The organism is Streptomyces sp. ADI95-16, assembly GCF_003721495.1.
Taxonomy (GTDB): domain Bacteria; phylum Actinomycetota; class Actinomycetes; order Streptomycetales; family Streptomycetaceae; genus Streptomyces; species Streptomyces goshikiensis.
Genome location: NZ_CP033581.1, coordinates 379,030 through 402,581, shown reverse-complemented (window position 1 = coordinate 402,581; position 23,552 = coordinate 379,030). Strand labels below are relative to the sequence as shown.

At 70.4% G+C, this 23,552-nt stretch carries 19 protein-coding genes; 13 read left to right on the top strand and 6 right to left on the bottom strand.

Annotation, left to right across the window (positions count from 1 at the left end; translation table 11 throughout):
• Nucleotides 1–209: 209 nt before the first annotated feature.
• Together EES41_RS02090 and EES41_RS41240 are read right to left on the bottom strand one after the other, a co-directional pair.
• Nucleotides 210–2,120, bottom strand: a complete 1,911-nt coding sequence (locus EES41_RS02090) for an ABC transporter ATP-binding protein (protein WP_254211265.1) — start codon at nt 2,118–2,120, stop codon at nt 210–212.
• A gap of 388 nt (nt 2,121–2,508) precedes the next feature.
• Nucleotides 2,509–3,144 carry a hypothetical protein gene (locus tag EES41_RS41240; RefSeq protein WP_164495709.1) on the bottom strand — a complete coding sequence of 212 codons (636 nt, stop codon included), beginning with the start codon at nt 3,142–3,144 and terminating at the stop codon, nt 2,509–2,511.
• Between the two features lie 626 nt (nt 3,145–3,770).
• On the opposite strand from EES41_RS41240, the gene EES41_RS02075 reads away from it, so the two are divergent.
• The 5 genes from EES41_RS02075 to EES41_RS02055 all read left to right on the top strand — a co-directional run bounded on the left by EES41_RS02075 (nt 3,771) and on the right by EES41_RS02055 (nt 6,792).
• The gene (locus EES41_RS02075) at nt 3,771–4,997 is read left to right on the top strand and encodes a PP2C family protein-serine/threonine phosphatase (protein ID WP_123075121.1); all 1,227 of its coding nucleotides are present in this window, start codon (nt 3,771–3,773) and stop codon (nt 4,995–4,997) included.
• Nucleotides 4,998–5,328: 331 nt separating this feature from the next.
• The gene (locus EES41_RS02070) at nt 5,329–5,886 is read left to right on the top strand and encodes a DUF5994 family protein (RefSeq protein ID WP_123075119.1); all 558 of its coding nucleotides are present in this window, start codon (nt 5,329–5,331) and stop codon (nt 5,884–5,886) included.
• A gap of 5 nt (nt 5,887–5,891) precedes the next feature.
• Nucleotides 5,892–6,080, top strand: a complete 189-nt coding sequence (locus tag EES41_RS02065; protein ID WP_164495708.1) for a hypothetical protein — start codon at nt 5,892–5,894, stop codon at nt 6,078–6,080.
• 111 nt (nt 6,081–6,191) lie between these two features.
• The gene (locus tag EES41_RS02060) at nt 6,192–6,458 is read left to right on the top strand and encodes a hypothetical protein (RefSeq protein WP_123075115.1); all 267 of its coding nucleotides are present in this window, start codon (nt 6,192–6,194) and stop codon (nt 6,456–6,458) included.
• A gap of 49 nt (nt 6,459–6,507) precedes the next feature.
• A complete protein-coding gene (locus tag EES41_RS02055; protein WP_123075113.1) occupies nt 6,508–6,792 on the top strand; it encodes a hypothetical protein in 285 nt (94 codons plus the stop codon).
• A gap of 28 nt (nt 6,793–6,820) precedes the next feature.
• On the opposite strand, the gene EES41_RS02050 is transcribed toward EES41_RS02055, so the two are convergent.
• Complete coding sequence (locus tag EES41_RS02050; protein ID WP_123075111.1) at nt 6,821–8,089, bottom strand: ATP-binding protein; 1,269 nt, start codon at nt 8,087–8,089, stop codon at nt 6,821–6,823.
• 177 nt (nt 8,090–8,266) lie between these two features.
• Here EES41_RS02050 and EES41_RS02045 point away from each other — a divergent pair, with 177 nt between their 5' ends.
• Complete coding sequence (locus EES41_RS02045; RefSeq protein WP_123075109.1) at nt 8,267–9,100, top strand: NAD(P)H-binding protein; 834 nt, start codon at nt 8,267–8,269, stop codon at nt 9,098–9,100.
• 241 nt (nt 9,101–9,341) lie between these two features.
• Here EES41_RS02045 and EES41_RS02040 read toward each other — a convergent pair whose 3' ends face one another.
• The gene (locus EES41_RS02040; RefSeq protein ID WP_123075107.1) at nt 9,342–10,610 is read right to left on the bottom strand and encodes a hypothetical protein; all 1,269 of its coding nucleotides are present in this window, start codon (nt 10,608–10,610) and stop codon (nt 9,342–9,344) included.
• 338 nt (nt 10,611–10,948) lie between these two features.
• On the opposite strand from EES41_RS02040, the gene EES41_RS02035 reads away from it, so the two are divergent.
• The 4 genes from EES41_RS02035 to EES41_RS02015 all read left to right on the top strand — a co-directional run bounded on the left by EES41_RS02035 (nt 10,949) and on the right by EES41_RS02015 (nt 17,593).
• Nucleotides 10,949–11,371 carry a pentapeptide repeat-containing protein gene (locus EES41_RS02035; RefSeq protein ID WP_164495707.1) on the top strand — a complete coding sequence of 141 codons (423 nt, stop codon included), beginning with the start codon at nt 10,949–10,951 and terminating at the stop codon, nt 11,369–11,371.
• Between the two features lie 647 nt (nt 11,372–12,018).
• Nucleotides 12,019–13,863 carry an asparagine synthase (glutamine-hydrolyzing) gene (asnB, locus tag EES41_RS02025; protein ID WP_123075103.1) on the top strand — a complete coding sequence of 615 codons (1,845 nt, stop codon included), beginning with the start codon at nt 12,019–12,021 and terminating at the stop codon, nt 13,861–13,863.
• Between the two features lie 725 nt (nt 13,864–14,588).
• Nucleotides 14,589–15,989 (top strand): tetratricopeptide repeat protein, encoded by a 1,401-nt coding sequence (locus tag EES41_RS02020; protein ID WP_123075101.1) that lies wholly within the window; start codon nt 14,589–14,591, stop codon nt 15,987–15,989.
• 386 nt (nt 15,990–16,375) lie between these two features.
• Complete coding sequence (locus tag EES41_RS02015) at nt 16,376–17,593, top strand: hypothetical protein (protein WP_123075099.1); 1,218 nt, start codon at nt 16,376–16,378, stop codon at nt 17,591–17,593.
• Nucleotides 17,594–18,086: 493 nt separating this feature from the next.
• Here EES41_RS02015 and EES41_RS02010 read toward each other — a convergent pair whose 3' ends face one another.
• Nucleotides 18,087–18,953 carry an AraC family transcriptional regulator gene (locus EES41_RS02010; RefSeq protein WP_123075097.1) on the bottom strand — a complete coding sequence of 289 codons (867 nt, stop codon included), beginning with the start codon at nt 18,951–18,953 and terminating at the stop codon, nt 18,087–18,089.
• A gap of 845 nt (nt 18,954–19,798) precedes the next feature.
• Between EES41_RS02010 and EES41_RS42245 the strand changes: the two genes are divergently transcribed.
• Nucleotides 19,799–20,140 (top strand): hypothetical protein, encoded by a 342-nt coding sequence (locus EES41_RS42245; protein ID WP_216827231.1) that lies wholly within the window; start codon nt 19,799–19,801, stop codon nt 20,138–20,140.
• 367 nt (nt 20,141–20,507) lie between these two features.
• Here EES41_RS42245 and EES41_RS02005 read toward each other — a convergent pair whose 3' ends face one another.
• A complete protein-coding gene (locus EES41_RS02005; protein WP_123075095.1) occupies nt 20,508–21,179 on the bottom strand; it encodes a MerR family transcriptional regulator in 672 nt (223 codons plus the stop codon).
• A 136-nt stretch (nt 21,180–21,315) separates the two neighbouring features.
• Here EES41_RS02005 and EES41_RS02000 point away from each other — a divergent pair, with 136 nt between their 5' ends.
• Together EES41_RS02000 and EES41_RS01995 are read left to right on the top strand one after the other, a co-directional pair.
• The gene (locus EES41_RS02000; RefSeq protein ID WP_123075093.1) at nt 21,316–22,656 is read left to right on the top strand and encodes a YhgE/Pip family protein; all 1,341 of its coding nucleotides are present in this window, start codon (nt 21,316–21,318) and stop codon (nt 22,654–22,656) included.
• Nucleotides 22,657–22,922: 266 nt separating this feature from the next.
• Complete coding sequence (locus EES41_RS01995) at nt 22,923–23,507, top strand: hypothetical protein (RefSeq protein WP_123075091.1); 585 nt, start codon at nt 22,923–22,925, stop codon at nt 23,505–23,507.
• Nucleotides 23,508–23,552 lie beyond the last annotated feature (45 nt).

The window sequence follows — 23,552 nt, the reverse complement described above, 5'->3', positions numbered from 1 at the left end:
CGCTCTCCGCCGGAAGGCCCTCGCACGGGCCGGCCGGACGCACGGACACTCCATGCAGCAGACGATCACGCTACCGGCAATCCCCGCGACGCCTACGCGGCGCCTCGCGCATGCCTCGGACCAGGCGCTTCACCTCACGCAGGGCGTCGTGGTTCGAGGCGGTGGGTGCGGTGCGTACGGGTCCGGCGGGTGTCGGGCCCGTACTGGAGCTACAGCCCCGGCCCCTTGGCGGCACGTCGCTGGGCGGGCACGGTGCGGTCGTTTTGCAGTTCGAGCAGCTCCCGGAACAGGCCTGGGGCCTTGGACAGCATCTCGAAGGTGCCCTCTTGGACGACACGGCCGTGGTCGAGGACGACGACGCGGTCCGCAACGGCGACGTTGGCGAGGCGGTGGGTGACCAGGACCACCGCTCGGTCGCGGGCGGCCCGGCGCAGGTTGGCGAAGATCCGGTGCTCGGCGCGCGGGTCCAGAGCGGAGGTGGGCTCGTCGAGCACGAGGAGGGCCGCGGGCCGGTAGAAGGCGCGGGCCAGGGCCACGCGTTGCCACTGGCCGCCGGAGAGCTCGGCACCGTTGAGCCACTCGCGGGCCAGGAGGGTGGACAGGCCGGAGCGGAGTTCTCGTACGACTTCGTCGGCGCCGGCCGCGCTGGCGGCCTCCCAGATGTCCTTCTCGTCGTCGCTGTGGGGCTGGCCGAGGGTGATGTTGTCGCGGGCGGTCATGGGCCAGCAGGAGAAGTCCTGTGGGACGAGGGAGACGTGCTTCCAGGCGGCGTGGGGGTCGAGGCTGGTGGTGGGGTGGCCGTCCCAGGTGACGGTGCCGGAGGTGGGGAGGTGGAGGCGGGTGAGGAGCCTGGACAGGGTGGACTTGCCGGATCCGTTCTCGCCGACCAGGGCGACGATCTCGCCGGTACGGACGGTGAAGTCGATGCCGTCGAGGGCGTTCTTCTCGGAGCCTTCGTACCGGTAGACCAGGTTCTCGGCGCGGACTTCTTCCGGGCCGCCGGGGATGACGTCGCCGACGGCGAGGCGGTGGCCCCCGGTCTCCTCCAGGAACTTCGACCAGTCGTCCATGTACATGCCGGTGCGGAAGATCATCGCCGCGTTGCGGACGACGCCCTGGACGGAGCCGGTCACGGTGCGGAGCGCGAGGACGGCGGTCCCGGCCGCGGCCACGGTGAGGTGCCCGGTGGCGAGGAGAGCGATCAGGAGGCCCCAGACGACGGCGGAGGCGAGTCCGCCGCCGAGGGCGCCGAGGAAGGCCATGCGTGCGCCTTCGGCGACGGACTGGCGGTGCACGTCGGTGACGCGGTGGGTCAGACGCCGGTACTTGTCGAGGAGGAACGGGGCCATGGTGCCCGCGCGGATCTGGTCGGCGGAATGCCGGTCGGCAAGGTGCCAGCGCAGGACGCCGATCATGCGGCTGTGCCCGACCATCTTCACCGAGGCGAGGTAGGAGACGCGGGCGCTGTGTACCTGGGCGATGCCCTGGGGGAGGCTCGCGAGCAGCAGGAAGGGGATCAGGAGAGGGTGGAGAACACCGAGGACGACGGCGCCGGCCATGAGGGACACGAACGCTGCGAGAAAGTCCTGGCCCTCTTCGATGATGTCCTTCGAGACGATCGCGCCGCGCTCGGCGTTGTCCCACCTGTCCCTGAACCCGGGGCTGTCGTAGGCGGCGAGTTCGCTGCCGGTGGCCGCTTCGAGAAGCATCAGCTCGAACTCTTGCTGGACGCGGGGCGCGATCCGGGAGGACAACCAGGTCACCGTGATGAAGAGCGTGGCGCGGATCCCGGCCGCGGCGGCGAGGACAGCGACGGACGGCCACGCCTCCCAGAGACGGTCAGAGATGTTCCCGGAGGAGATCAGCGCGGCGATCGTTGAGGTGGTCGCGAAGAGTCCCAGGGCGGCCGCGATGCCGGAGACGATCTGACAGGCCAGGAGCCCCACCACGGACGGCCGGTCCACGCGCCACGCGATCGACAGGGACCGCCTCATCAGGTGCGGCAGACGCCCGGCCATGTGCCGCAGCGTGATGTACTTCGCGGCCTCCCAGCGGGAGTCGCCTTCCCAGGCGAAGTTGATTTCCTCGTCTGCCTGTTTGTCGATGTCCGTACTGGTCACAGGGGTGAACCTCCGTGGGTGGCTGGGGTCAAGGCTCCGTGCGGAATGAGTAGTTCGGAAGACCTGTGCGGGGCAGTCACTCGAAGGTGTCACCGTCCGCAGTGATGCGCCGGAACGTCCGTGGCCCCCGAAGGGGTGTCGGTGGGGTACCGCTGCTCGCGGGCCCGGGGGATGGTGTCGCCGACCTCCGCGACGGGTGGCGTGACTGCTGGTCGCGTCGCTGAAGGAACTCCCGGCCTGCAAGGAGGAACACAACCGCTCCCACCTGCGAGTTCGGGCCCGCGTTGCCCGCATTCGGCCGCCCGCACAACCTCGCCCTCACCGGATGCCCGCGCCCCGGGCACCCGCGCCCGCCCTTCCCCCAAGATCGTTTACGGGACAGTGGCCTTCAGTCGCCGTTCGACGGGGACGAATCCCGGCCGCTCTCCAACTCCCTCTCCACACGTTTCCGGGTTGCTCTGAGCTGCTCGCCGAGGTCCACGACGTCGGGGAACTCGTCCAGGACGCCCAGGTCCTCCCGAAGGGCGTGGCGCAGGAGCCAGACGGCCTCCGCCAGCTGAGTCCCGAACCACGTCTCCGTCCGGCTCCACGCATCTTGGTGGCCGGCGTGAGCCGGAAGCATCCTGACCAGCCTGTAGCCCAGGCTCAGGCAGTGGTTGACCTCCGAGGCGATGTTCAATGCGCGGCCGGGCAGCACCATCTGGACCTGGGCGTACTGGTCGAGGTAGAAGCTGCGTGCGGCCTCCAGGGCGGATTCGTCTACGCCCTCGCCACGCTTGAGGGCGAAGACGAGGTCGTAGCCGGCCGTACGGTAGGCGCGGGCGGCGGAGTTGAGTACCGCGTACAGGTCGCGCCTGCGTTGCAAGTCGCCCTCGTCACGGTCCTGCTGGAGCCGGAGCTCCGCGCGCTCGGCCGCCTCCGTCAGTTCCTTACGCCGCGCCCACTGGGCGAGCAGTGGCGCCACCATCGTCCCGGTCACACCGACCGCCGCGACCACCATGGCCGTCAGATCGGCACCTGCCACGTGATCCCTCTCCCGCCCCCACCACGGCTCGGGCACGGGAGCCGGTGTCCTTCTCGGATGAGCCCATGGCTGCCCTGCTCGTACCGGACTTAGGCCGTCTCTTCCGGACCTTGTCCGAATCGCGTCGTCCGGCATCGTGCTCGCCGCGGCGTCGAGGCACCCGAGGACGTCAAGGACGGCGTCCCGGACCTGGGTGAGGCGCCTCGGCGGCCACGGCCGGTCCGTAGACGGCTCGGATGGTGCAGGTGGCGATCCACCGGGCGTCATCGAGGTGGTGGCGGGGGTCGGCTCCGTCGTCGGCCCGGGCCATGACGGTGTCCGCTACGGGTCCGTGCACGGCGACGTGCTGGAGCCAGGCCCGTACGGCGGGGCCGAGGACTACCGGCCGGTCCGGCCGGTCCGGCCGGTACAGAGAGGGATCGGGGCGGGCGAGGACGGCGTCATGGAGCAGCCCGCGGAGCCGCCCGGCGGGTGTAGATCCGGGTCCGGGGCAAGGGCTTTTCCCGCGGTCAGCGTGGGCCGACATGCTGCGTATGGCGCAATGAGCCGCTCCGGCGGCTTCCCAGGTCACTTTGTGCGGAGGCGGTAACCGGCGTGGGCGGGCAGGAACGAGGGCGAACCGGGTCGTGGACGAGGAGAGCGTGGACCGGTCGGAGGGCTTCGGAGAGCGGCTGCTCGGCCTGCTGCTGGATCGGGCGCCGCATTTGCCGCCGCAGCTGATCGCCCCGCTGGTCGCGGAGGAGGTCGGCAAGGTCGGGGGCCGTGACGTCTCCATCCTGCTCCAGGACTATGCGCAGGAGCTGCTGGTACCGCTGCCGGGCAGGAAGCTGCACGTCAGCCAGCCCGAGCCGGTGATCGACTCCGCTGCCGGCCGGGCCTTCCTGCGTGGGGAGATCGTCGAGGTGCCGCTGGCACGCGGCGGCGTCCGGATGTACCTGCCGCTGCTGGACGGCAGCGACACGGTGGGCGTGATGGTCCTCACCCTGGACGACGTCGGCGAGGACGACCGGCGTCTGCTGCGCCGGCTCGCCGGCCTGGTCGCCGACCTGCTGGTCACCAAGAACGCCTACACCGACCAGTTCTTCCTGGCCCGGCGCCGGGAGCCGATGAGCGTGTCCGCGGAGATCCAGTGGGGCCTGCTGCCGCCGCTGACGATGACAGTGCCGCAGGTCGCGGTGGCCGGCATCCTGGAGCCCGCCTACCGGGTCGCCGGAGACAGCTTCGACTACGCGCTGAACGACAACATCCTGCACCTGGCCGTGATCGACGCGATGGGCCACGGCCTGGACGCCGCCGTGATGGCGACCGTGGCCATCGGCGCCTACCGGCATGCCCGGCGCGTGTTCGTCAGCCTGGCCGAGAAGTACACGTACATGGACGACGCCATCTCCCGGCAGTTCGGTCTCGATCACTTCGTCACCGCCCAGCTGATGCACTTGAACGTCGCCACCGGTGAGCTGGAGCTGGTCAACGCGGGCCACCCCGCACCGCTGCTGATCCGCGACGGCAAGGTCGTGCGGCAGCTGGAGAGCGCGACGACGCTGCCCGTCGGCTTCGGCGGCGAGGAGCCCCGGATCAGGGAGCACACACTCCAGCAAGGCGACCGCGTGCTGTGCTACACCGACGGCATCATCGAAGAGCACGTCGCCGGCGGGGAGTTGTTCGGCGAGGAACGCCTCATCCGTTGCGTCAACCAGCTCGGGGAAAGGCCGTCGGAGGGGATGCGGGCAGATCTGCGCCGGCTCTCCCACGCGCTGAAGCTCGAACGGGGCGGGCACACCAGCGACGACGCCACCCTCTTCATGATCGAATGGCGCGGGGGCGCCGCCGACCATCTCGCGGTTCTCGACTGAACGCCCCGACGTCAACCCAACCCAACCCAACCCAACCCAACCCGAACTGGACGACACGGCCCACGCAGACGGCCGGCGGGGACCAACTGGCCGTCTTGCCAGGTCTGACCGCCTGGTGGACCGCGTCCGGCAGGAGCGGTGGGGACCGCCCCGTCGCTCTCTACAGCGCCTCCGCTGGAAAATACCTGGCCACACCGGCCATAGCTCATCGAACAGGCGTACAGTGAAAGCACCGGAAGTACTCCGAGCACCCGCTTTCGCGTAGGTGTCATTTCCGGCGATCGCCTAAAAACCGGACTGCCGACGGGCAGTCCGGGGGCAGGTCCGCATCATGACCAGCACCGCCGACCGGACCGCGCCCCGCGAACTCGCCGTAGAGCTCCCGGCACGCTTGTCCCTCACCCCGAAGACCACCCTCGCAGGTCAGCTGGACGGTGCCTGGTGGCCCCGCTCCCGCGACCTCGAAGCCGAACTCCCGGCCTTGGCCGCCGCCCTGGACGAACCCTGGGGGCGCATCACGCGCGTCACCGTGAACCCCACCCGCTGGCGCGTCATCCCGCACACGGTTCCCATGGCCGGACGCATGCTGCACGTGGGCTGGTTCACCGAACAGGACCCCGACAAGCTGATCCTGCTCTCCCACACCGTCGGCCGCTGGGACCTCCTCGTCATCCCTCCCGAGACCGAACCCCCAGCCGCGGCCCGCCTCATGGCCGCCGCCGCGATCCCGGGGAGCGTGCTGACCGCCGGCGTCCTGATGGCCAACGAAGCCGCCATCGGGCGCGGCGTCCGCGACGCCCGCCGCCGGGAGGACACCTGGGAGAGCGAAGGCGGGGCCTGCATGTCCCCCTTCGGGAACCTCTCTCTGCCGGCAAGCGGCTGGAGGTGAGCGACATGGAGACCATCGTCCTCATAGCGCTGATCATCTTGGCAATCGGTATCGGAATGCGTTGGATCCACCTGCTGAACGCCCAGCACGACGCTCGGATCGCGGCCTACCACTTCAGCGACCCCCTGCCGAGACCCCCCGGCCTGCCGGACGACACCGGTCGTCGAGCCCACCGCACGGGTGCCGACCGGTGAGGAACCGACGTTCCGAGGAACAGACCTTCCTCTGACCGGGGGCAGCGGTCGGGGCGCCACGGCGCCCCGATCCGCCGACCACTCGCACACTCCGAAAGGGAACACGCCCACGTGAAATACATAGACACCCATGCACTGCCGTCGCTCGGGCACGCCGAGGTACGGATCATCGCGCACACCCCCGAAGCCGCCCGAGCGGTCGCGGAGGCGCTGCGCCACTGCTTCGCGGGCACGGAACAGCGCAGCTACCCCGGCCTCGACGGCGGCACCCGCCTCCACCTCACCGTGGACACGGCAACACCCGCCGGCCCCGCCCGCTCCTGGCTGGCCGCCACCCGGACCCCCGTCGGTACCGGCGCCCACTCCGACGAGATCTGAGAGCCCCGACGAGCCCCGGAGCCCACCCCCCACACGAAAGGACGCGGTCATGGCCACACTGCGCGAACGCAAGTCCTACCGCGACCAGGTGCTCCGGGTCCTGTACGAAGCCGTCGAAGGCAACCGCCTCCTCGGCATCACCGGAGCACAGCTGGGACGCGACCTCCACGTACCGGAACAGGACCTCGCCGCCGCCTGCACCTACCTGGCGGGCGAAGGACTGATCACCGTCGACTGGGAACCCGGCAACACCCCCGCGATGGTCACCCTCACCCACGAGGGAATCCGGCGCATGGAGGCCGAGGAGGAAAGGGCGGCCACGGGCCCGGCCTGACCCAACAGCACGGCTCCAAGGGCACGGCCTAGACGCGGGCGAATTTCTCGGTCTGGTGGGCGAACTCCTGGGCCATGGCCGCGCTGACCGTGGGCTTCGTGTCCCCGATGGTGCCAAGATAGTCATCGGTCGTGGGGCGGGCCCGGGCTCCGGTGTCGAAGGTGCGCTCGAACTGGACTTGGGAGACGGTACGCGCCACATGGGCGATGTCGGCAGGGGTGAACCCCTCGCTGGCGGTCGCCAGCGCCGCACTGTCGGCCTCCGCACCCGCTCGGGCCAGGTAGCTCTCCCACAACGCGGTCCTGGCCCGGTGGTCGGGCGGGCCGATCGGCAGCACGTAGTCGAAACGGCCGTGCCGCAGGAACGCGGGGTCGAGCGTCGTCACGTCGTTCGTGGCGCAGACGAGCAGCCGGCCGTCCTGGCTCCGGAACCGGACGACCGCCTTGAGCAGTTCGTTGACGACACCGACCGCGGTCGCGTCCGCACCGCTCCGGGTCCCCGCGATCTCCTCGACCTCGTCGATGAAGACCAGGACGTGGTCGAGCCGGGCGATCTCGTCGAAGCGCCGGTTCAGCCCGCTCGCCAGTCCGTACTCGGCGGCCAGCCGGGCGGGGAACAGTTCGAGGAACGGCCATCCCAAACGGCTGGCGATCGCGTGCGCGAACGTGCTCTTCCCCGTCCCGGGCGGACCGAACAGCATCACCGCCCGAGGCAGCTCCACTCCGTGCTGGGCGGCCATTTCGGGATGGGCCAGTGGCAGGACCAGGCGCCGCTCGATGAGCTCCTTCTCCCTCTGCATGCCCGCGACCTTCTGCCACAGTCCCCCCGGCGGCAGCTCCGCTCCCAGCGACGCGAGCATGCTGACCGCCTGAGGGGTCACTTGCCCGCGCTTCTCGAAGAAGACCAGGCCCGGGCGGGCGCCGAAGCCGCAGTTGTGCAGGGCGGTGGCACCGGTCTCGCCGTCGGGCAGGACCGCGTGCACCACGCGGACACCACCGGCGAAGAGCCGGTGCTCCAGGGCCGTGATCAGGTCGCTGCCCAGCCCCTGGTGCCGCCAGGCAGGCGCCATGCTGATGCGAAGGATCCACGCCCTGTCACCCTCCACCCTGCTCACCGCGGCGCCGACCACCACCTCGTCCGCCGTGGCCACCACCGCCGGGTTCAGAGCCTGAAGGGCGGCCACGGCGTCCGAGAGCGGGAAGAGGGGCGGCTCCTCGGCCGTGCCGCTCTCCGCGTCGACTCGGATCACCGCTTCGAGATCGTCCTGGGCGTAGTCCCTGACACGCCAACCCGTCATGGTCAGCTCCGTGTGCTCGGCCGTACTCCCATCATCGGCCGATGTGTGGGGGAGTCGCACATCGGCCCCCTCAGACCGGCGGGACCCGCTGGCACGGCCAGGCGTTTCCTTGACCTGAAGCGTGATGGAGGTTCTAGCGTGTCGCCTACTTGATCATCCGACGACGGGAACACGCCCATGATCCTCGTGACCGGAGCCACCGGAAACATAGGCAGCGCCCTGCTGAAGGAGCTGCACGCACACGGTGTCGGGCCGGTGAGAGGGCTCACCCGTGATGCCGCACGGGCCGTGTTCCCCGAAGGGGTCGAGGCCGTGGAGGGCGACCTCGTGGAGCCGACGTCGCTGAGGCCCGCGCTGGAAGGGGTGCGCTCGCTGTTTCTCGTATCGCGTCTGGGCTCGGACGCCGACATCATCGAAGCCGCCCGGCAGGCGGGTGTGGAGCACGTCGTGCTGGTGTCGTCCATCACCGTCCAGACCCATCCGCACCTCGGCCCCGCCGGCGAGAACCTGGCGGTGGAGCAACTGCTCAAGGCGAGCGGCATGGCCTGGACGATCCTGCGGCCCACGCAGTTCGCCTCGAACACCCTGATGTGGGCGACTTCCATCCGTGAGCACGAGACCGTCCGCGCGCCGTACGCCGAGACCGCGCTGCCCACCATCCACCCTGCGGACATCGCATCGGTGGCACGGGTGGCGCTGACCGAGCCCGGCCACCGGGGACGCACATACGCCTTGACCGGTCCAGAGCCGGTGACTGCCCGGCAGCAGATCGAGGCCATCGCGGCAGCACTGGGCAGGGAGGTTCCCTTCGCCGAGATCAGCCGCGGGCAGGCCCGCGCACAGATGGCCGCGGTCTTCGGGGCCGAGGCCGCGGACGCGGTGCTCGATGTCACGGGCGGAGACGTGAACGACGAGCTGCTGATGGTGCGTGACACGGTTTCAGAGATCACTGGAATGCCGGCCCGCCCGTTCCGGCAGTGGGCTTCCGAGAACACCAACGCCTTCCGTTGAATCGCCGCGTCCTGAGCACGTTCACCTGTGCTCAAGCGCGCGCTTTTCAGGCGTACGCCGACACAACCGGGGTTCCGGCAGTTGCAGCAGCACAGCAGCTCGTCCCACGGCGCCGGCCTGGGTCGGTACTGGCCGATCGCCTCAGCGGAGGCCACCTCCAGGCGGCCTCCGGCTGAAGGCCGCTGTCCCGAAATGCGGACGGCGGCCTTCGGCCGGCCTACCCGGCGACCGGCACGGGCGGTTACGGACTGGTGAGGATGTCGCTCAGCCGGTGCGCGTAGATCACCCGGCCGCATGGGGAGCCCGCGTCGGTGCAGCCGGCCGTGCCGTCCGCGCGGTGCTCGGTCAGCGACCACAGGTACTGGGTGCCGCCACCGGGCAGGCTCTGGCCGTGCTCGATGTACAGGTCCTCGGGCCCCACGGCGTTGGTGATGTTGCTGCCGTAGTCCACCAGGCGGCCGCCGGTCACCGTGGCCCGGCGCAGGCTTCCGCTGTGGTCGAGCCAGCTGCGGTTGAAGTAGTACATGCCGTTGTATCGGGCGGCGCCCTGCGTGAGGTCGCGCGGCAGGTAGTACGCGGATGTCGCGGTGACCACCCCGCCGGTCGCCCGCAGCAAGCCTGTGGTGTCGTCGATGGGAAGGGCCCCGACCCGCCCCTTCTCAGGGTGCGTGTCGTCGGAGTCGCAGTACTCGCCCATGATCAGGGCAGGGGCCGCGGTGTTGCTGCGGTCGATGGAGATGTAGGACGCCTTCGGCGCCCCGGTGGCAACGCAGGTCCCCGCCGAGGAGTTGCCCTGGGCAGCGACGAACTTGTGCGAGGCGACCTGCGGCATCACGTACCGGTAGGTGTGGCTGTAGTAGACGTTGCTCTGCCGGCCGATCTTGTTCTCGTCCCTGACGTTGCTCTTCAGGCCGTCCAGAGTGGTGTCGTCCACCGCGGCGTTCTGATCCGGGTTGAGATCCAGGATGGAGCGCATGTCGAAGACCCGCAGACCGTTCATGGTGTCCGCGACGTAGAGGTAGTTCTTGTACCAGGCGATGCCTCCGGCATGGAGGTCGACCGCCTTGTAGGAGGCGTTCCCGTTCGAGTTGTAATACGGCTCCACGAGCAGCACGTGACGGTACCGGCGCTGATCGGGGCTTCCCGGCACCGGCGTCTGCGGGTCGAGGAACGACAGCCGGACGCCCTTGTCAGAGCAGGTTCCAGGGTCCGCCGAGCACAGGCTCGTGCTCGCCTTGTCGTACCAGGCGGTGACCAGGGGCTTGCGGGTGCCCCAGAGTTCGTCGGCCTGGGCATCGGACACGCCCGTGATGCCCTGGGGGATCCACTCCTCGGTGTCGGCGTCGCCTCCGTCCCAGCAGAACTTCTTGTCAGGAGCCAGTACGGCACCGTTGTCGCCGGTGCCGAACGGGTCCGCGGCGCACGAGGTTCCGGTCTTCGCGAATCGGTTGCCCTGGTCGAGCAGGTCCTGGACGCCCTGCGTGGGCAGGGCGGCCTTCAAGTCGGCCACTTGACTGCTCAGACTCGGCCCGGACTTGAGGTTGAAGGACGACGCGGTAGCCGGGTCGCCAGGCGTCGCCGCACTCGCAGGGGTATCGAGCAGGGGTATGGCGAGGACCGCTGCCGCGAGCGCGGCGACCCAGCCGGCGCGGCGGGGAAGGGTGTCTGATGTGACGTCAACATGCTCTGGCCCTTACACAAATGGGAGAGGTGAGGACCGAGATCATTTCAACTCAGCGGCTGCCACGTCCAGGCGGGCACCGTGGGCGATGGCTTTGGTTCGGTAGCTGGTGTCGGCCCAGGCCTTGGCACCGTAGCCCGTCTCCCAGGGCTGAGATGATGTCCGCCATGGGCAGGGTGGTGACGGCGAAGGAAAACCTGGCGTCCCGTCGTCGGTATGCGGCTCTCCACAGGGAGTCCTTCGACGGTGGCGATCTCGTATCGGTGCGCTTGCAGCAGCTGTGGTTCACACGGTGCTCGTTTCGCGGGGCTGATCTGCGTCAAGCCACCCTGGACGGCTGCCGCTTCAAGCTGTGCGATCTCCGCGGGGCCAACCTGAGCGGCGCCTCCCTGCGAGGAGTCTCCTTCGCGGGCTGTGATCTGACCGGCGCCGACCTCCGGGGAGCGGACCTGACGGGAGCGCGATTCGGTCAGGTCCTCACCGGCACCCCGCCTCATGGGCTGACCACCACCACCGGCATCAAGCTGGACAATGCCGTCCTCCGCGACCTTCAGTTCGACCAGGTGATCGGCTGGCCCCTCACCGGGTAATCGGCCGATGCCCGAGGCGCACGGACCCGCCTCGACTCATCAGGCCGACGTTGAGGGTGATCCGCTCGGCTCGGGGCGCGGCGAGTTGGGTGACGAAGCGGGTGTTCCAGTCGTCCAGGACGTTGCAGCCACCTGGAGGCCGGGGGCCTGGTGCACTGCGGCGAGGGTCTGGCGGCGGGAGCAGACGTAGCACTCTGCCCGGTTGGCGAGGATCCCGAACGCCGCCGATTCCACGCTGTTCTGACGGTATGTCCGGCCGAACAGCACCCGGTCGCCGCAGGCGTCCGGGTAGTACTTCGCTCGGCTGGCTGGTCCGCCCTGGCCGACAAGTTGCCCCCAGCGGCCACCCCTCCACTTTTAGATTCGCCTACCGCCTTGGCGGATCACCGGCCTTTTCTTTAGGTGTTCATTACCAAAACCCATCTGACCTTACCTTTCCTTTGCGATCACCTAACCCCTTCTTTGCGATAGGGGGTGCTAAGGGGTGTGGCCACCGATGGCCGGAACTAGCGTCTGAGTCGACAGGCACACCCGCCGGGCGTCGAAGTCCACGCTGGGTGTCGGAAGCCGTGCCCGGGCGGGGCGGGGAGCCGTACGGGTCGTACGCATCAAGCCCCCAGGAAGCGCGCGACCAAGAGGAGTATCGAATGTGCGGCATCGCCGGCTGGATCGCCTACGACCGGGACCTCACCCAGGAGACCACCGCCCTGGACGGCATGGTCCGGACGCTGACCGGGCGGGGGCCCGACTCCGGAGGCAGGTGGATCGACGGGCCCGCCGCCCTCGGTCACCGCAGGCTCGCCGTGATCGACCTGGCCGGTGGGGTCCAGCCGATGCAGGCCAGCACCCCGGACGGCCGGGTCGCGCTGACCTACAGCGGCGAGGTGTACAACTTCGTCGAACTGCGCGAGGAGTTGCGCGGACGGGGGCATCACTTCCGCACCACCAGTGACACCGAGGTGGTACTCAACGCCTACCTGGAGTGGGGCGAGGCGATGGCGCCCCGGCTCAACGGCATGTACGCCTTTGCCCTCTGGGATGCCCGCATACGCGAACTGGTCATGATCCGCGACCGGATGGGTGTCAAGCCGCTCTTCTACCACCCCACCGCCGACGGCGTGCTCTTCGCCTCCGAACCCAAGGCGCTCTTCGCCCACCCGCTCGCCAAACCGGTGGTCAGCGCCCGTGGCCTGCGCGAGTTCGTCGCCTTCAACCGGCCGCCCGGCGAGACCATTTGGGACGGCGTGGAAGAAGTCGTCCCCGGCACCGTCGTCACCGTCGGCCAGGGCGGCATCCGCAGCCGCACCTACTGGAGGCTGGAGAGCCACGAGCACACCGACGACCTCGACACCACCGTCGAGCGGGTCCGCGACCTCCTCGACGACACCGTCGGCCGCCAACTCGTCGCGGACGTCCCCACTTGCGTACTGCTCTCCGGCGGCCTCGACTCCAGCGCCATCACCGGACTCGCCGCCCGGCGCCGCGCCGCCGAGGGCCTGCCGCTGCACACCTTCGCCGTGGACTTCACCGGCGAGTCCGCCCACTTCGTACCCACCGGCGTGCACGACAGCCGCGACGGCGACTTCGCCGGCTTGATGGCCCGCCATGCCGGCACCGAGCACACCGACATCGTGCTCGGCCCCGCCGCCGTCGCCGACCCCGAGATCCGCCGACAGGTCGTCATCGCCCGGGACAGCCCGGCGGGCCTCGGAGACATGGACGTCTCCCTCTACCTGCTGTTCAAGGCGATCCGGGAACGGTCCACCGTCGCCCTGTCCGGTGAGGCTGCCGACGAGGTCTTCGGCGGCTACGGCTGGCTCCACAACCCCGTCGTCCAGGCGAGGGACACCTTCCCCTGGATCACCGCGGGCATGATCGGAGCAACCCCCAACACCCAGCCCGTGGAGATGTACAACCTCGACACGCTGATCGCGCTCAACCCGCTGGAGACCGTCGCCGAGAACTACGCGACCGCCGTCGCCGAGGTCGGCCGCGTCGACTCCGAGAGCCCGGAAGAGCAGCGGATGCGCGTCATGTCGTACCTGCACCTGACCCGCTTCCTGCGGATGATGCTCGACCGCAAGGACCGTATGAGCATGGCCGTGGGCCTGGAGGTCCGCGTGCCCTTCTGCGACCACCGCCTCGTGGAATACGTCTACAACACGCCCTGGACGATGAAGACGTACGACGGCCGTGAGAAGAGCCTGCTGCGCGGCGCCACGAAGAAGCTACTGCCGCAATCCGTGATCGAACGGCGCAAGAGCCCCTACCCGGTCATCCAGGACTGGCGTTACGCCGAGGCGCTCCAGCGGAGCGCCAAGGACCTACTGGGCGAAGACGGCCCCGTCTTCCAGATCGTCAGCAAGGACTGGCTGGCCGAGACCGTGACCGCCGACCCCGAGAGCCTGACCCCGGCCGCCCGCAACGGCCTGGAGCGCTCCCTGGACACCGCGATCTGGCTGGACGTCTACCGGCCCGAGATCCGGATGTAAGGGTGTCCTTGGTGGCGTCTTCGAGGGTGAAGATCAGGCGATCGCCGATGGGTGCGCATCTTGCTGTTTCCGGTACTGCCGGCGGCGGAGGCGTCCGGGGACGCGTTCGCCGCCTCGGGGGTGTTCGAGCGGGCGACCGAGGATCTGTCCGGTCCGGACATGGCGCGGTTGACGCACTCGCAGGTGGAGGACCTGCTCGGCGCGTGGATGCGGGAGGTGACCCGGTCGCCGTTCCAGGACCACCTGAACCTGCGGGCGCTGACCGAGGCCCGGGCCGCCGAGGTGGTGGACGCGAACGGCTCTGGCTCACCAACCCCCTCCGCCACCGGGCCGCCACCCTTGAACGGCTCCGCGTCGACCGGCGACTCGAAGAAGCCCTGGCCCACGGCCCGATCCGTTTCACCTGGCCGAAGTCTTCGGCATCGCCAAGATGACCGCGATCCGCCATGCCAACGCAACTCGCCAGATCCTGGAGTCGTCTGCCGAAGCCGAGTCCTCACCTTCACCCCGAACTCACGGGCCCGCCAACGACCAGTACACCGACGAACCCTCGGGTTCCCGCTGAGAACCCTTCAGTTCGCCTGGACCCGCCGGAGTGTGGAACGCGGGCCGGACCCATCGCCCGCCACCTCCGGCCGCACATCGACTTTGCCTGATTTATCGTCAGTTACCCAGTGGCCTCAGTATGGTGTCAGTCCAGCGGGCAACGCCACCGGGGGGCCGGAATGGACGACAGCGAGGCCGGGAACGGCCAGTCAGCCACCGGGCGGGCGGGCGCCGGCAGCGACACCGAAGGCGCCGACCGGCTGCGGGCCGGGCGGGTGCAGCTCGATCTGGGCCGGCCGGACCGGGCCGAGGCGGCGTTCCGCGACACCGCCGGGCTGTGTCGGGCTGCCGGGGACGGGCCGGGGGAGAGCGCCGCCCTGGCCGAGCTGGGCGAGTTGCTCTTCACCACCCGGCGGTTCGACGGGGCCGCCGAAGCCCTCCGGCGCGCGACGGCGCTCCGCCGTGGCGGCAGCGACGCCGGACTGGAGGGCGCGACGCTGCTCAACCTCGGCAACGCCCTCCAGCAGACGCGTGAACTCGCGGAGGCCGTCGAGGCGCTCACCCGGGCAGCCGAGCTGCTCCGCCTGGCCGGGGAGCATCACGACGAGCACCTGGCCCTGACCGACCTCGGCGTGACGCTGCAGGCACTCGGGCGTGCGGAGGAGGCGATCGAAACCCAGCGCCTGGTCGTTGCCCACTTCCGGGAGGTCGGGGACGAGCACTTCCTCGCCATCGGGATGTCCAACCTCGGCTCCGCGCTGGTCGCCGCGCGCCGCTTCGCGGAGGCAGTGGACGTCCTCACCGAGTCGGTGGCCACCGCCCGGCGGATCGGCAGGCGCAGGGCCGAAAGCGCCGCCCTGGGCCCGCTGGCCCAAGCCCTTCGCGGTGCGTGCCGGTACGACGAAGCCCTCACCGTGCACCGCCAGGACATCGCCGCCGCCGAGGAGGCCGGCCACCTGCACGACCTGGGCACCGCCCGGAACAGCCTGGGGCAGACCCTGGAGAAGCTGGGGCGCGGGCGCGCGGCCAGACGGGCGTACCTGCGCGCCTTCGCCGCCTTCCGGAAGGCGGGTGACCCGGCCTCCGCGGCGGCGGCCGCGTACGGCGCCCGCCGGGCCTGGCTGGGCATCCCCGATCCGGACCGCGGTCCGCACGACCCGTACGACGACGTCCGGTGGCACGCGGCGGCCCGCGGCCACGCGGCTTTCACCGCCGCGCTGGTGGCGGCGACGGTCGCCGCGCAGCTGTGGGGCGGACCGCTCGCCCTCTTCGCCTCTGTGGCCACCGGGGTGAGCGCGGTGCTGGCGCTGGCCGCGACGGCGGGCTTCGGCTGCTTCTCGGTCGGCCAGCACGCCGGGTTCGAAGTCGCCGCCCGGCTCGGCGTGTTCGGCCTCGTCGCGATCTGGCTGCCCCTTTCGGTGCTGCTGCCGGTCGGCCTGGTCGTCTCGCTGTTCCTCGGGGCGGAACACCGGGACTGGGCGGAGGCCATCGGCGGCGCCCTACCGGTCTTCGTGGTCCTCAGCTTCCTCCAGCACCGGGCCGTCATCCGCTCCAACCGGGCCTTCGACCCGGAGGGCTGAGGCCGGGCAGGCCCGGGAGTTCGAAGCCGGCGTCGGACCGCTCCAGAGTGCGGTCGCCGGTCTCCCGAGCCTGCGGCAAGCCCATGAGCGACGCCACAGACCACCTCCGTGTCATCCCGGACGAACGCGACGGCCCGAGCGCCACCGCCACCCCGGTCAACGCCCGCCCACAAGGTCTGCCGCCGCTCCGATGATGTCGTCGACGTCGCGCGGGACCGGCTCGGTGTCGTAGATGGTGCCCAGCGTGGCCCTTGTTCGGGTCGTTGGCGCTGGGCGGCTCTTGCCGATCATCACCGGCCGCGGCCGAACCGCTGAGACGATGCGTTCCGTGGCTCGGGCCGATATCGCATGGCAACCGCACTCCCAGCCAGGCAGGGTGTGGCGTGATGAGCCATCACGACGAGACGTCCCGCACCCTGTCCTACGCCCGCCACGACACGCTGGAAGGGCTGCTGCAGCGTGGCCGGGGGCTGGGCGCGGAGCGCGCGCGGTGTGACCCGGGAGCCGCGGCGCCGTTCGTGTACGACGGGATACGCCGGGACTGGAAGTGGGACCACCAGACCGACACCCGCCACCTCTACCAGGCACGGCTGATCCGGGACCTGAAGCTGCCGCCGACGCCGGTCGTCGACCAGCTGGCGGGGGGCGAGGAGGAGTGCTCGCGGGCCGCCGATGTGCTGGAGCTGCTCGCCCTCGCCGGTTCGGACGAGGCCCGGGAGGGGCTTCGGGCATACATCCGGGAGGGCGAGCACTGGGTCTCCATACTGGAGTCGGTCGCGGACGGCTGGCCGGCCGAGTGGTGGGAGGACCTGGGCGACGTCGCGCGCGCCCGGATCGGCGGGGAGGCGGATCTTCCGTGGTCTTTCGAGCCGTGGAGCCGGTTCGGGATCGAGGTGCCGGGCCGCCGATTCCCTCCGAGGCCGTCCCTCGGCGGGCTGAGCGACGAGAAGCTGCTGGCCCTGCTGGCCGCCGACGGCACGGAGTTCAACATGAAGATCGATGCGCTGCGTGCGCTGGCCGGGCGGGAGCCGGGCGAGGGACTGATCCCGCTCGTGCCCTCGCTCGGAACCCCGGACGGCCGCCGGGCCCTGCCCCTGCTCCGGCGAGCGGTCGACCGTCTCGGAGCCCTCGCCGTGCCGGCGGCACGTGGGTGGGCCGTGGACGGGCGGGAGTGGCTGGCCCGGCTGGGGGCGGACGTCCTGGCCGACCACCCCGGGCCTGAGGCACTACCGGGGCTCGTGGCCGAACTCACCGAACAGTGGAAGGCCCGCGCCTGGTGCGGTCCCGATACCACCGCGAAGAGACTGGCCCGCTTCGGACCCGAAGCCGCTGCCGCCGTACCCGTCCTCTGGCGCTACTGGAGGCACACCCCGCACTCGTACGAGCGCGCCGACTACCTGAAAGCGCTCGCCGCGATCGACCCGTCCGGCTTGGACAACGCCTACTCCGAGTCGCTCTGGGACTGCGAGGAACGGGTACGGCTGCTGGCCATCGCCTCGGCACCCCACCACCCGCAGACCCTGCACCGCATCGCCGTACTCCGCGACGACCCGATGGAAACACCAGAGGTACGGGCCGCTGCCGGAGCACGGTTGGCCCCGTGACCGGCCCTGAGTGTCCCGACCCACTCGAACGTCAGAGGGCGCCGCAGGGTGCCTCCCGTTCTCTGGTTCTGGCACAGATCTTGGGGAGCGGTCGCGGAGCATCACCCCAATGCGTTCGAGCACTTGCGAACCGATGATCTACGCATCCTCCACCAAGCCGCCGGACGGGCCGGTAGCGCCGGCCGACGAGCTGCCCGCCTCCTTCCCGGAGGTCCCAGGCTTGCGCTCGGTGTTCCCTCGCGGTGGCGGGCTCCGGCACGCACGCTCGCCGGGTTGCTGTCGGACCTCGATGCGCCGCATGGACTCCCTCCTCCGCCTTCCGAGCGCGCACACCAGACCCCGCCGGCCCCGCCCTTCGGGCGGCCGACGACACTCCGCAGGCGGTGTCCCACCGATCACACCGGCCCACGGCGGGATCGACGGAACACCGCCGGCGTCTCGCGCTTGACGGGAAACCCGTCCACCGCCCGTGGGCGACGGCGCGGAGCCACCCTCACCCGGCAGCGCGCTCCACCGGGATCCACAGCTCGGCGTCCGCCGACGCACCGTCCGGCGACAGGCGCACGCGCAGGATCTCCGGTCCGGGCCTGCTCAGGTACGGATTCGACGGGAACCACTGCGTGAACACGTCCCGCCACAGATACTGGAGCGTGTGCGGGAACGGCCCCGAGCTCTCGAAGACGGCCCAGCTCCCCGCCGGGACGGTGAGGACATCCAGGTCCGGCGGGACCTCGGCCCCCGTCACCGCGCCGTGGTAGTAGTCGAGTTCGGTTCCCTCCGCCCGGCTGGGGTCGAGCCGGTCGCTCACCGCGACGATCCCCGCGGGCTCCTGGTCGGACAGCGCCTGGACGCGCCGTAGCGTCTCCGGGCCGATGCTCCGGACGAACGCCGCGATGGCCGGGTTGGGCCCCTCATGCACGAGGGGGACTCGGGCCTTCTTCCCGGCCACCCGGAACTCCTCCTTGTCTGTGATGCGGTACCGCATGCTGCTGCTCCCTTCGACGACGAGCCGGAAGGACATCCGGGGCTGGGAGCTGAGCACCGCGCCGCTCCGCCGCGCCTCACCCGGCCCGACGCCGTGCACGGCACGGAACGCGCGGGCGAAGGCCTCGCCCGATCCGTAGCCGTAGCGGGTCGCGACGTCCAGCAGGGTCCGCTCACCGGCCAGGACTTCGGCGCCCGCGACGGTAAGCCTCCTGCGCCGGACGTACTCCGACAGCGGCAGCCCCGCCAGCGCCGAGAACAGCCGGCGCAGGTGGTACTCCGACGTCGTCGCGATGCGCGCGAGGTCGGCCACGTCCAGCGGCTGATCGAGGTGCGCCTCGATGTGCTCCATGGCCTGGTTCAGACCCTCCAGCATCCCCGATCTCCTTCCCTTACAAGCTCCACGCTACGGAGGGTCCAGGGTGCCGTACCCGACTTCCGGTGCCCGGTACGGTCGGGTCCCCGGGCTGACGCCACTACGGTGACGACTTGGCCCAGCGGGGAGCGCAGGCTGGTTCTGGGGGCCGGCGAACGTGAAGGAGGAATCGCGTGCTGCGACGGCCACCGCGCGCTGCCGTCCCTGGGCGGGAAGACTGCCTCGGCGCGCTCGGCCCGGCCCGCATCTCCCCGCTCAAGCACGCCGACCTGCCCGGCTGCCAGGTCTCGGAAGCTCTCCAGGTAGAGATCTTCTCTGCCAGCAAGCCGGAATGCCGGGACCTGGTCACTGCGATCCTCGGCGGAATAGTGACCGGTACGGGTGGCCAGGCGCATACCCGGGCGCCGAAGGACGGCACCGTGACCAAGGTGTCCCTGCACTCCTGGTACGGCACCAAGGCCAACACCACGTCTCCAACGTCAGAGCGCAGGGGTAGTCCTGCGGCGGCGGTTTCGGCGCCGTCAACCGCCCCGAGACACTGAAGATCACCAAGGTCGTGCCGGGCACGGCCACGGGTGGCGACGAAAGCGTGGCCTCACCGCCGAGCAGGACAAGGACGGCAAGAAGCCGACGATCGAGGCCGTCCTGGTACGCAAGGGCACCACGATCGCGAGCTTCACGGCGACCACCACGTCCGGACCGGTGGACAAGCGCACTGAGGTTGTCGGCGCCCAACTGAAGAAGCTGAACTGACCGCATCCCATGCCTGGCCAACTCGCGCAAAGTGGGTAAGACGGATGCCTGGCCAGAGGACTGTCCTTCTGCCAGGCATCCTGTTTCCGCCGGTGGCGCAGATGTGGGTGGTATCAGGCGACAAGCTCCAGCAGTCCGCCAAGAGTGAAGACAAGCCCACCCAGGGCTATGACGCCGGCCATGTACCTGTAGACCTGAGCGGACATCACCCTGTGGACAGGGCCGAGGTCACCTCCGGCATGCATGGCCCGCTCCTGGTTCGCTGCGGCCCAACCTTCCAACGCGCGAGCACTTCCCCGAATGTTCAGCGCGACCGCTCCGCCCAAGACAAGACAGACGGCGCCAACCGTCAGAAATACAACAGCCACGCTCACGGAAATCCCCCAGATGGTGTGATGATCGCCAGGACGATAGCAGCGGCCTGGAGAACCTGACCTCCCTCGTATGACGCCCGCCTGGTCGTCACTGGGGGAGCCCCGGCCCCTGCTCCACCCGTGGGACGTTCCCGGTGACGGGGGCGGGTTCCGTAGACGACGACGGTGGTGGGGCGCTCCCTGGCGAGTCAAGGAGCGCCTGGCGCTGCCTTCGATGACTTGCCCTATTACGTCAGTGTGTGGGCCGCGAGCACGACAACGTCACGCTGGTCCTGTGGTTGAGCGACTGCGGCGAACCGCCCGTTGCCGCCTGGAAGAACAGCCTGCGGACCGCGGTGAGCAGGCTGTACTGAGCGAGTGCGGCGGCGCCGGGCGGGAACGCTCCGATCCCGCCCGGCCCCGGCCCCCGCCGTCCTCCCCGCGGGCGCTACCGGGCCGACGCGGCCTCGGCGCCGTCGCCCACGACCCGGCGCCGGACCTGGTCCTCCTGGGCGAGACGCCGCAGCAGCTCGAACACCGGGGCGCAGATCGCGAAGACGATGACCGCCCGCTCGGCCAGCGCCACCGGGTCGTCGACGCCGGCGGCGCGCTCCAGGTCCAGCCGGGCCACCGACTCGGCCAGCCTCGCGTACGCGGCGAGCTCGCCCGGGGCGTACCGCGCGTCCAGCCTCCGCAGTTCCTTCAGCGCCGCCGTCAGCCCCTGCACGTGCGGTGACGTGCCCGGCGCCTGCCAGTCCAGGGCCGCGAGCAGCTCCGCCACCTCGGCCCCGGCGGTCGCGTCGGCCTCGGCTTCCTCCTCGTCGCCCGCAGGGCTCTGGGCCGCCACCGGCACCGGGAGGGCGTAGCTGACCGCTCCCAGGGCGCCCTCTGAACTGTGGGCCTGGTCGATGGCCGCGAGCACATTGCGGGTGGCGGCGATGGACAGCCCGCCGAGCGCGGTCAGCGCCTTGATCAGCCGCAGCCGCTGCACGTGCTCGTCCCCGTACTCGGCAAGGGTCGCGGCGGTCGCCCGTCCTGCGGGCAGCAACTCCTGCCGCAGGAAGTATTTGATGCTGGCGACCGGCACGCCGGTCCGCCGGCTGAGCTCCGAGATCTTCATACGGCTTCCCTGCTGGTCTCGCGTCCGACTCGCATCAGGCATCGGCGATTGGACACCTCAACAAGATACTGCCACTATCCAGTACTGGATACCTCAAGTATCCAGCTCAGGACAACACAGCCGCCCCGGAGAATCGATGCCTCAACCCACGCCCCCCTCCGTGCTCCGCCGACCCCGGTTGTGGATCGGAACGGGCCTCATCGCCGCAGTGGTGTCGATCCTGTTCGCCCTGCTCTACGTCGGGGGCAACGTCAACCCCAGGGGCAACCTGCGCGACCTGCCCGTGGCCCTGGTCAACGCCGACAGCGGCGCCGACGCGGGCGGCCGCCACGTCAACCTGGGCGAGCAGATCGTTTCGGGCATCCAGAAGGCGGCCAAGGGCGACATGAGCATCGACTGGCAGGTCGTCAGCCGCGAGGAAGCCGACAAGCGCCTCGGCCGCGGCAAGGTCTTCGGTGCCCTCGTCATACCCAAGGACTTCTCCGCCACGGTGACCGGGCTCACCGCCCCGCAGCCCGCGGCGCAGGGCAAGGCCACCCCGCCGACCCTGACCGTGCTGACCAACCAGGCAGCCGGCAGTATCGGCTCCTCCATGTCCTCCCAGGCCGCCCAGAAGGCCGCCCACGCCGCCTCCGCCCAGCTCGGGCAGGAACTCCTCAAGCAGGCCGGCGCCCAGAAGACCCCGCTGCCGACGGCCGCCCAGCTCAAGCTGGCCGACCCGGTCACCGTGAACGTCGCCGACGGCCACCCCCTCGGCTCCCGCAGCGCCATGGGCCTGAGCGCCTTCTACTACGCGCTGGTCCTCGTCGTCTGCGGCATGCTCGGCGCCAACGTGGTCAACTCCCAGGTCGACACCGCGCTCGGCTACCTGCACACCGACTACGGCCCCATCCGCAAGCGCGAACCCGTCCAGCACACCAGCCGCGTACGCACCCTGGCCATCGGCATGGCGCTCATGCTCGGCCTGTCACTGGTCATGGGCACCCTGGTCGAGGTCGCCACGGTCGGCATCCTCGACATGGACGCCTCCCACCTCGGTCTGCTGTGGCTCTACTCGGTCGCCACCATCGCCGTCGTCGGCATCGGCAGCCTGGCCCTCTTCGCCGCCTTCGGCACCCCCGGCATGCTGCTGGCCACCATCGTCTTCGTCGCCATGGCCGTTCCCTCCTCCGGAGCCACCGTTCCCGTGCAGGCGCTGCCCGGGTTCTTCCGCGCCCTCGCCGAGTTCGAGCCGCTGCGCCAGCTCACCGAGGGCCTGCGCTCCCTGCTCTATTACGGCGCCCAGGCCGACGCGGGCCTGTCCCGGGCGTGGGCCTCGATGGGCGTCGCCTTCGTCGCCGCGCTGGTCTTCGGCTTCGCCGTCACCCGCGTCTACGACCGCAGGGGACTGCACCGCATTCCCCACCCTGACGCCGGAACCCCCGGGGCCCCGGCCCCCGCCGGGACCCCCGAGGCCGCAGAGCCCACCACGGCCTGACCCGGCCGACCGGCCAGCGGCAGTGACCAGCCCCCTGTGGGGACCCGACGGGGTCCCCACAGGGGGCTGTCGCTACTGGGGCCCCGGCGCGAAGCGGCCGAGCTCCCGTCTACGCGCGAGGCCGGCATCACCGTGGACAGGGGTGGGAACATCCAGGGCGCCCCCATCCGACTGGAGGACGACGGCTGGGCCTTGGACAAGAGCGTCCAGCAGGCCGTGGACGCGGTGAACAACGCCCCCCAAGCCGCGCGCAGACCTCCTGGCACATGGGCATCCACAACCGGGGCAACTCGCAGAACCGCTCTGCGGAGATGCGGGCCCTGATCGACCGAACTGGAGAACTGGCCGTGACCGGGCTCGAATTCCTCGCCTCCTTCATCACGACCGGGCGCCTGCACGGCATCGGCATCGGCTCCACCCTCGCCGAGGTCGACCGGGCCCTGGAGCACCGCTGCGTCGATGTCGTCGGCGAGGGTGGCGTCTCGCTGCGCCGCGACTACGGGTTCGCCGAGTTCTACTTCAACCCCCGGGAGGAGTGGGTGATGTCCGGCGGCTCGATCGAGCTGCACCGCCTCGCGAACGCCCCCGAGCTGGCGGCCCGGTGGGCCGCGGGCACGGGCGTCGAGTTCGACCCGTACACCGCGTGGACCGAGGTACGGGAGGCGCTCTCCGAGACCCCTCCGGTCCCGGAGTTCACCGTCAGCGACCAGGGCGGCTTCCGGGAGTACCGGGCGGAGAAGTCCTGCGTCTCCGTACTCGTCGTGGACGACGAGGAGGAGGAAAGGGGTTACCACGTGGGGCACGGGGACGTGTGGAGCGTCAGCCTGTGGGCCCCCGTACGGGCGAGCTGACCCGCTGACCGCGGTGCGTGGGGTGCGTGCCCGCGCGGGTACCCC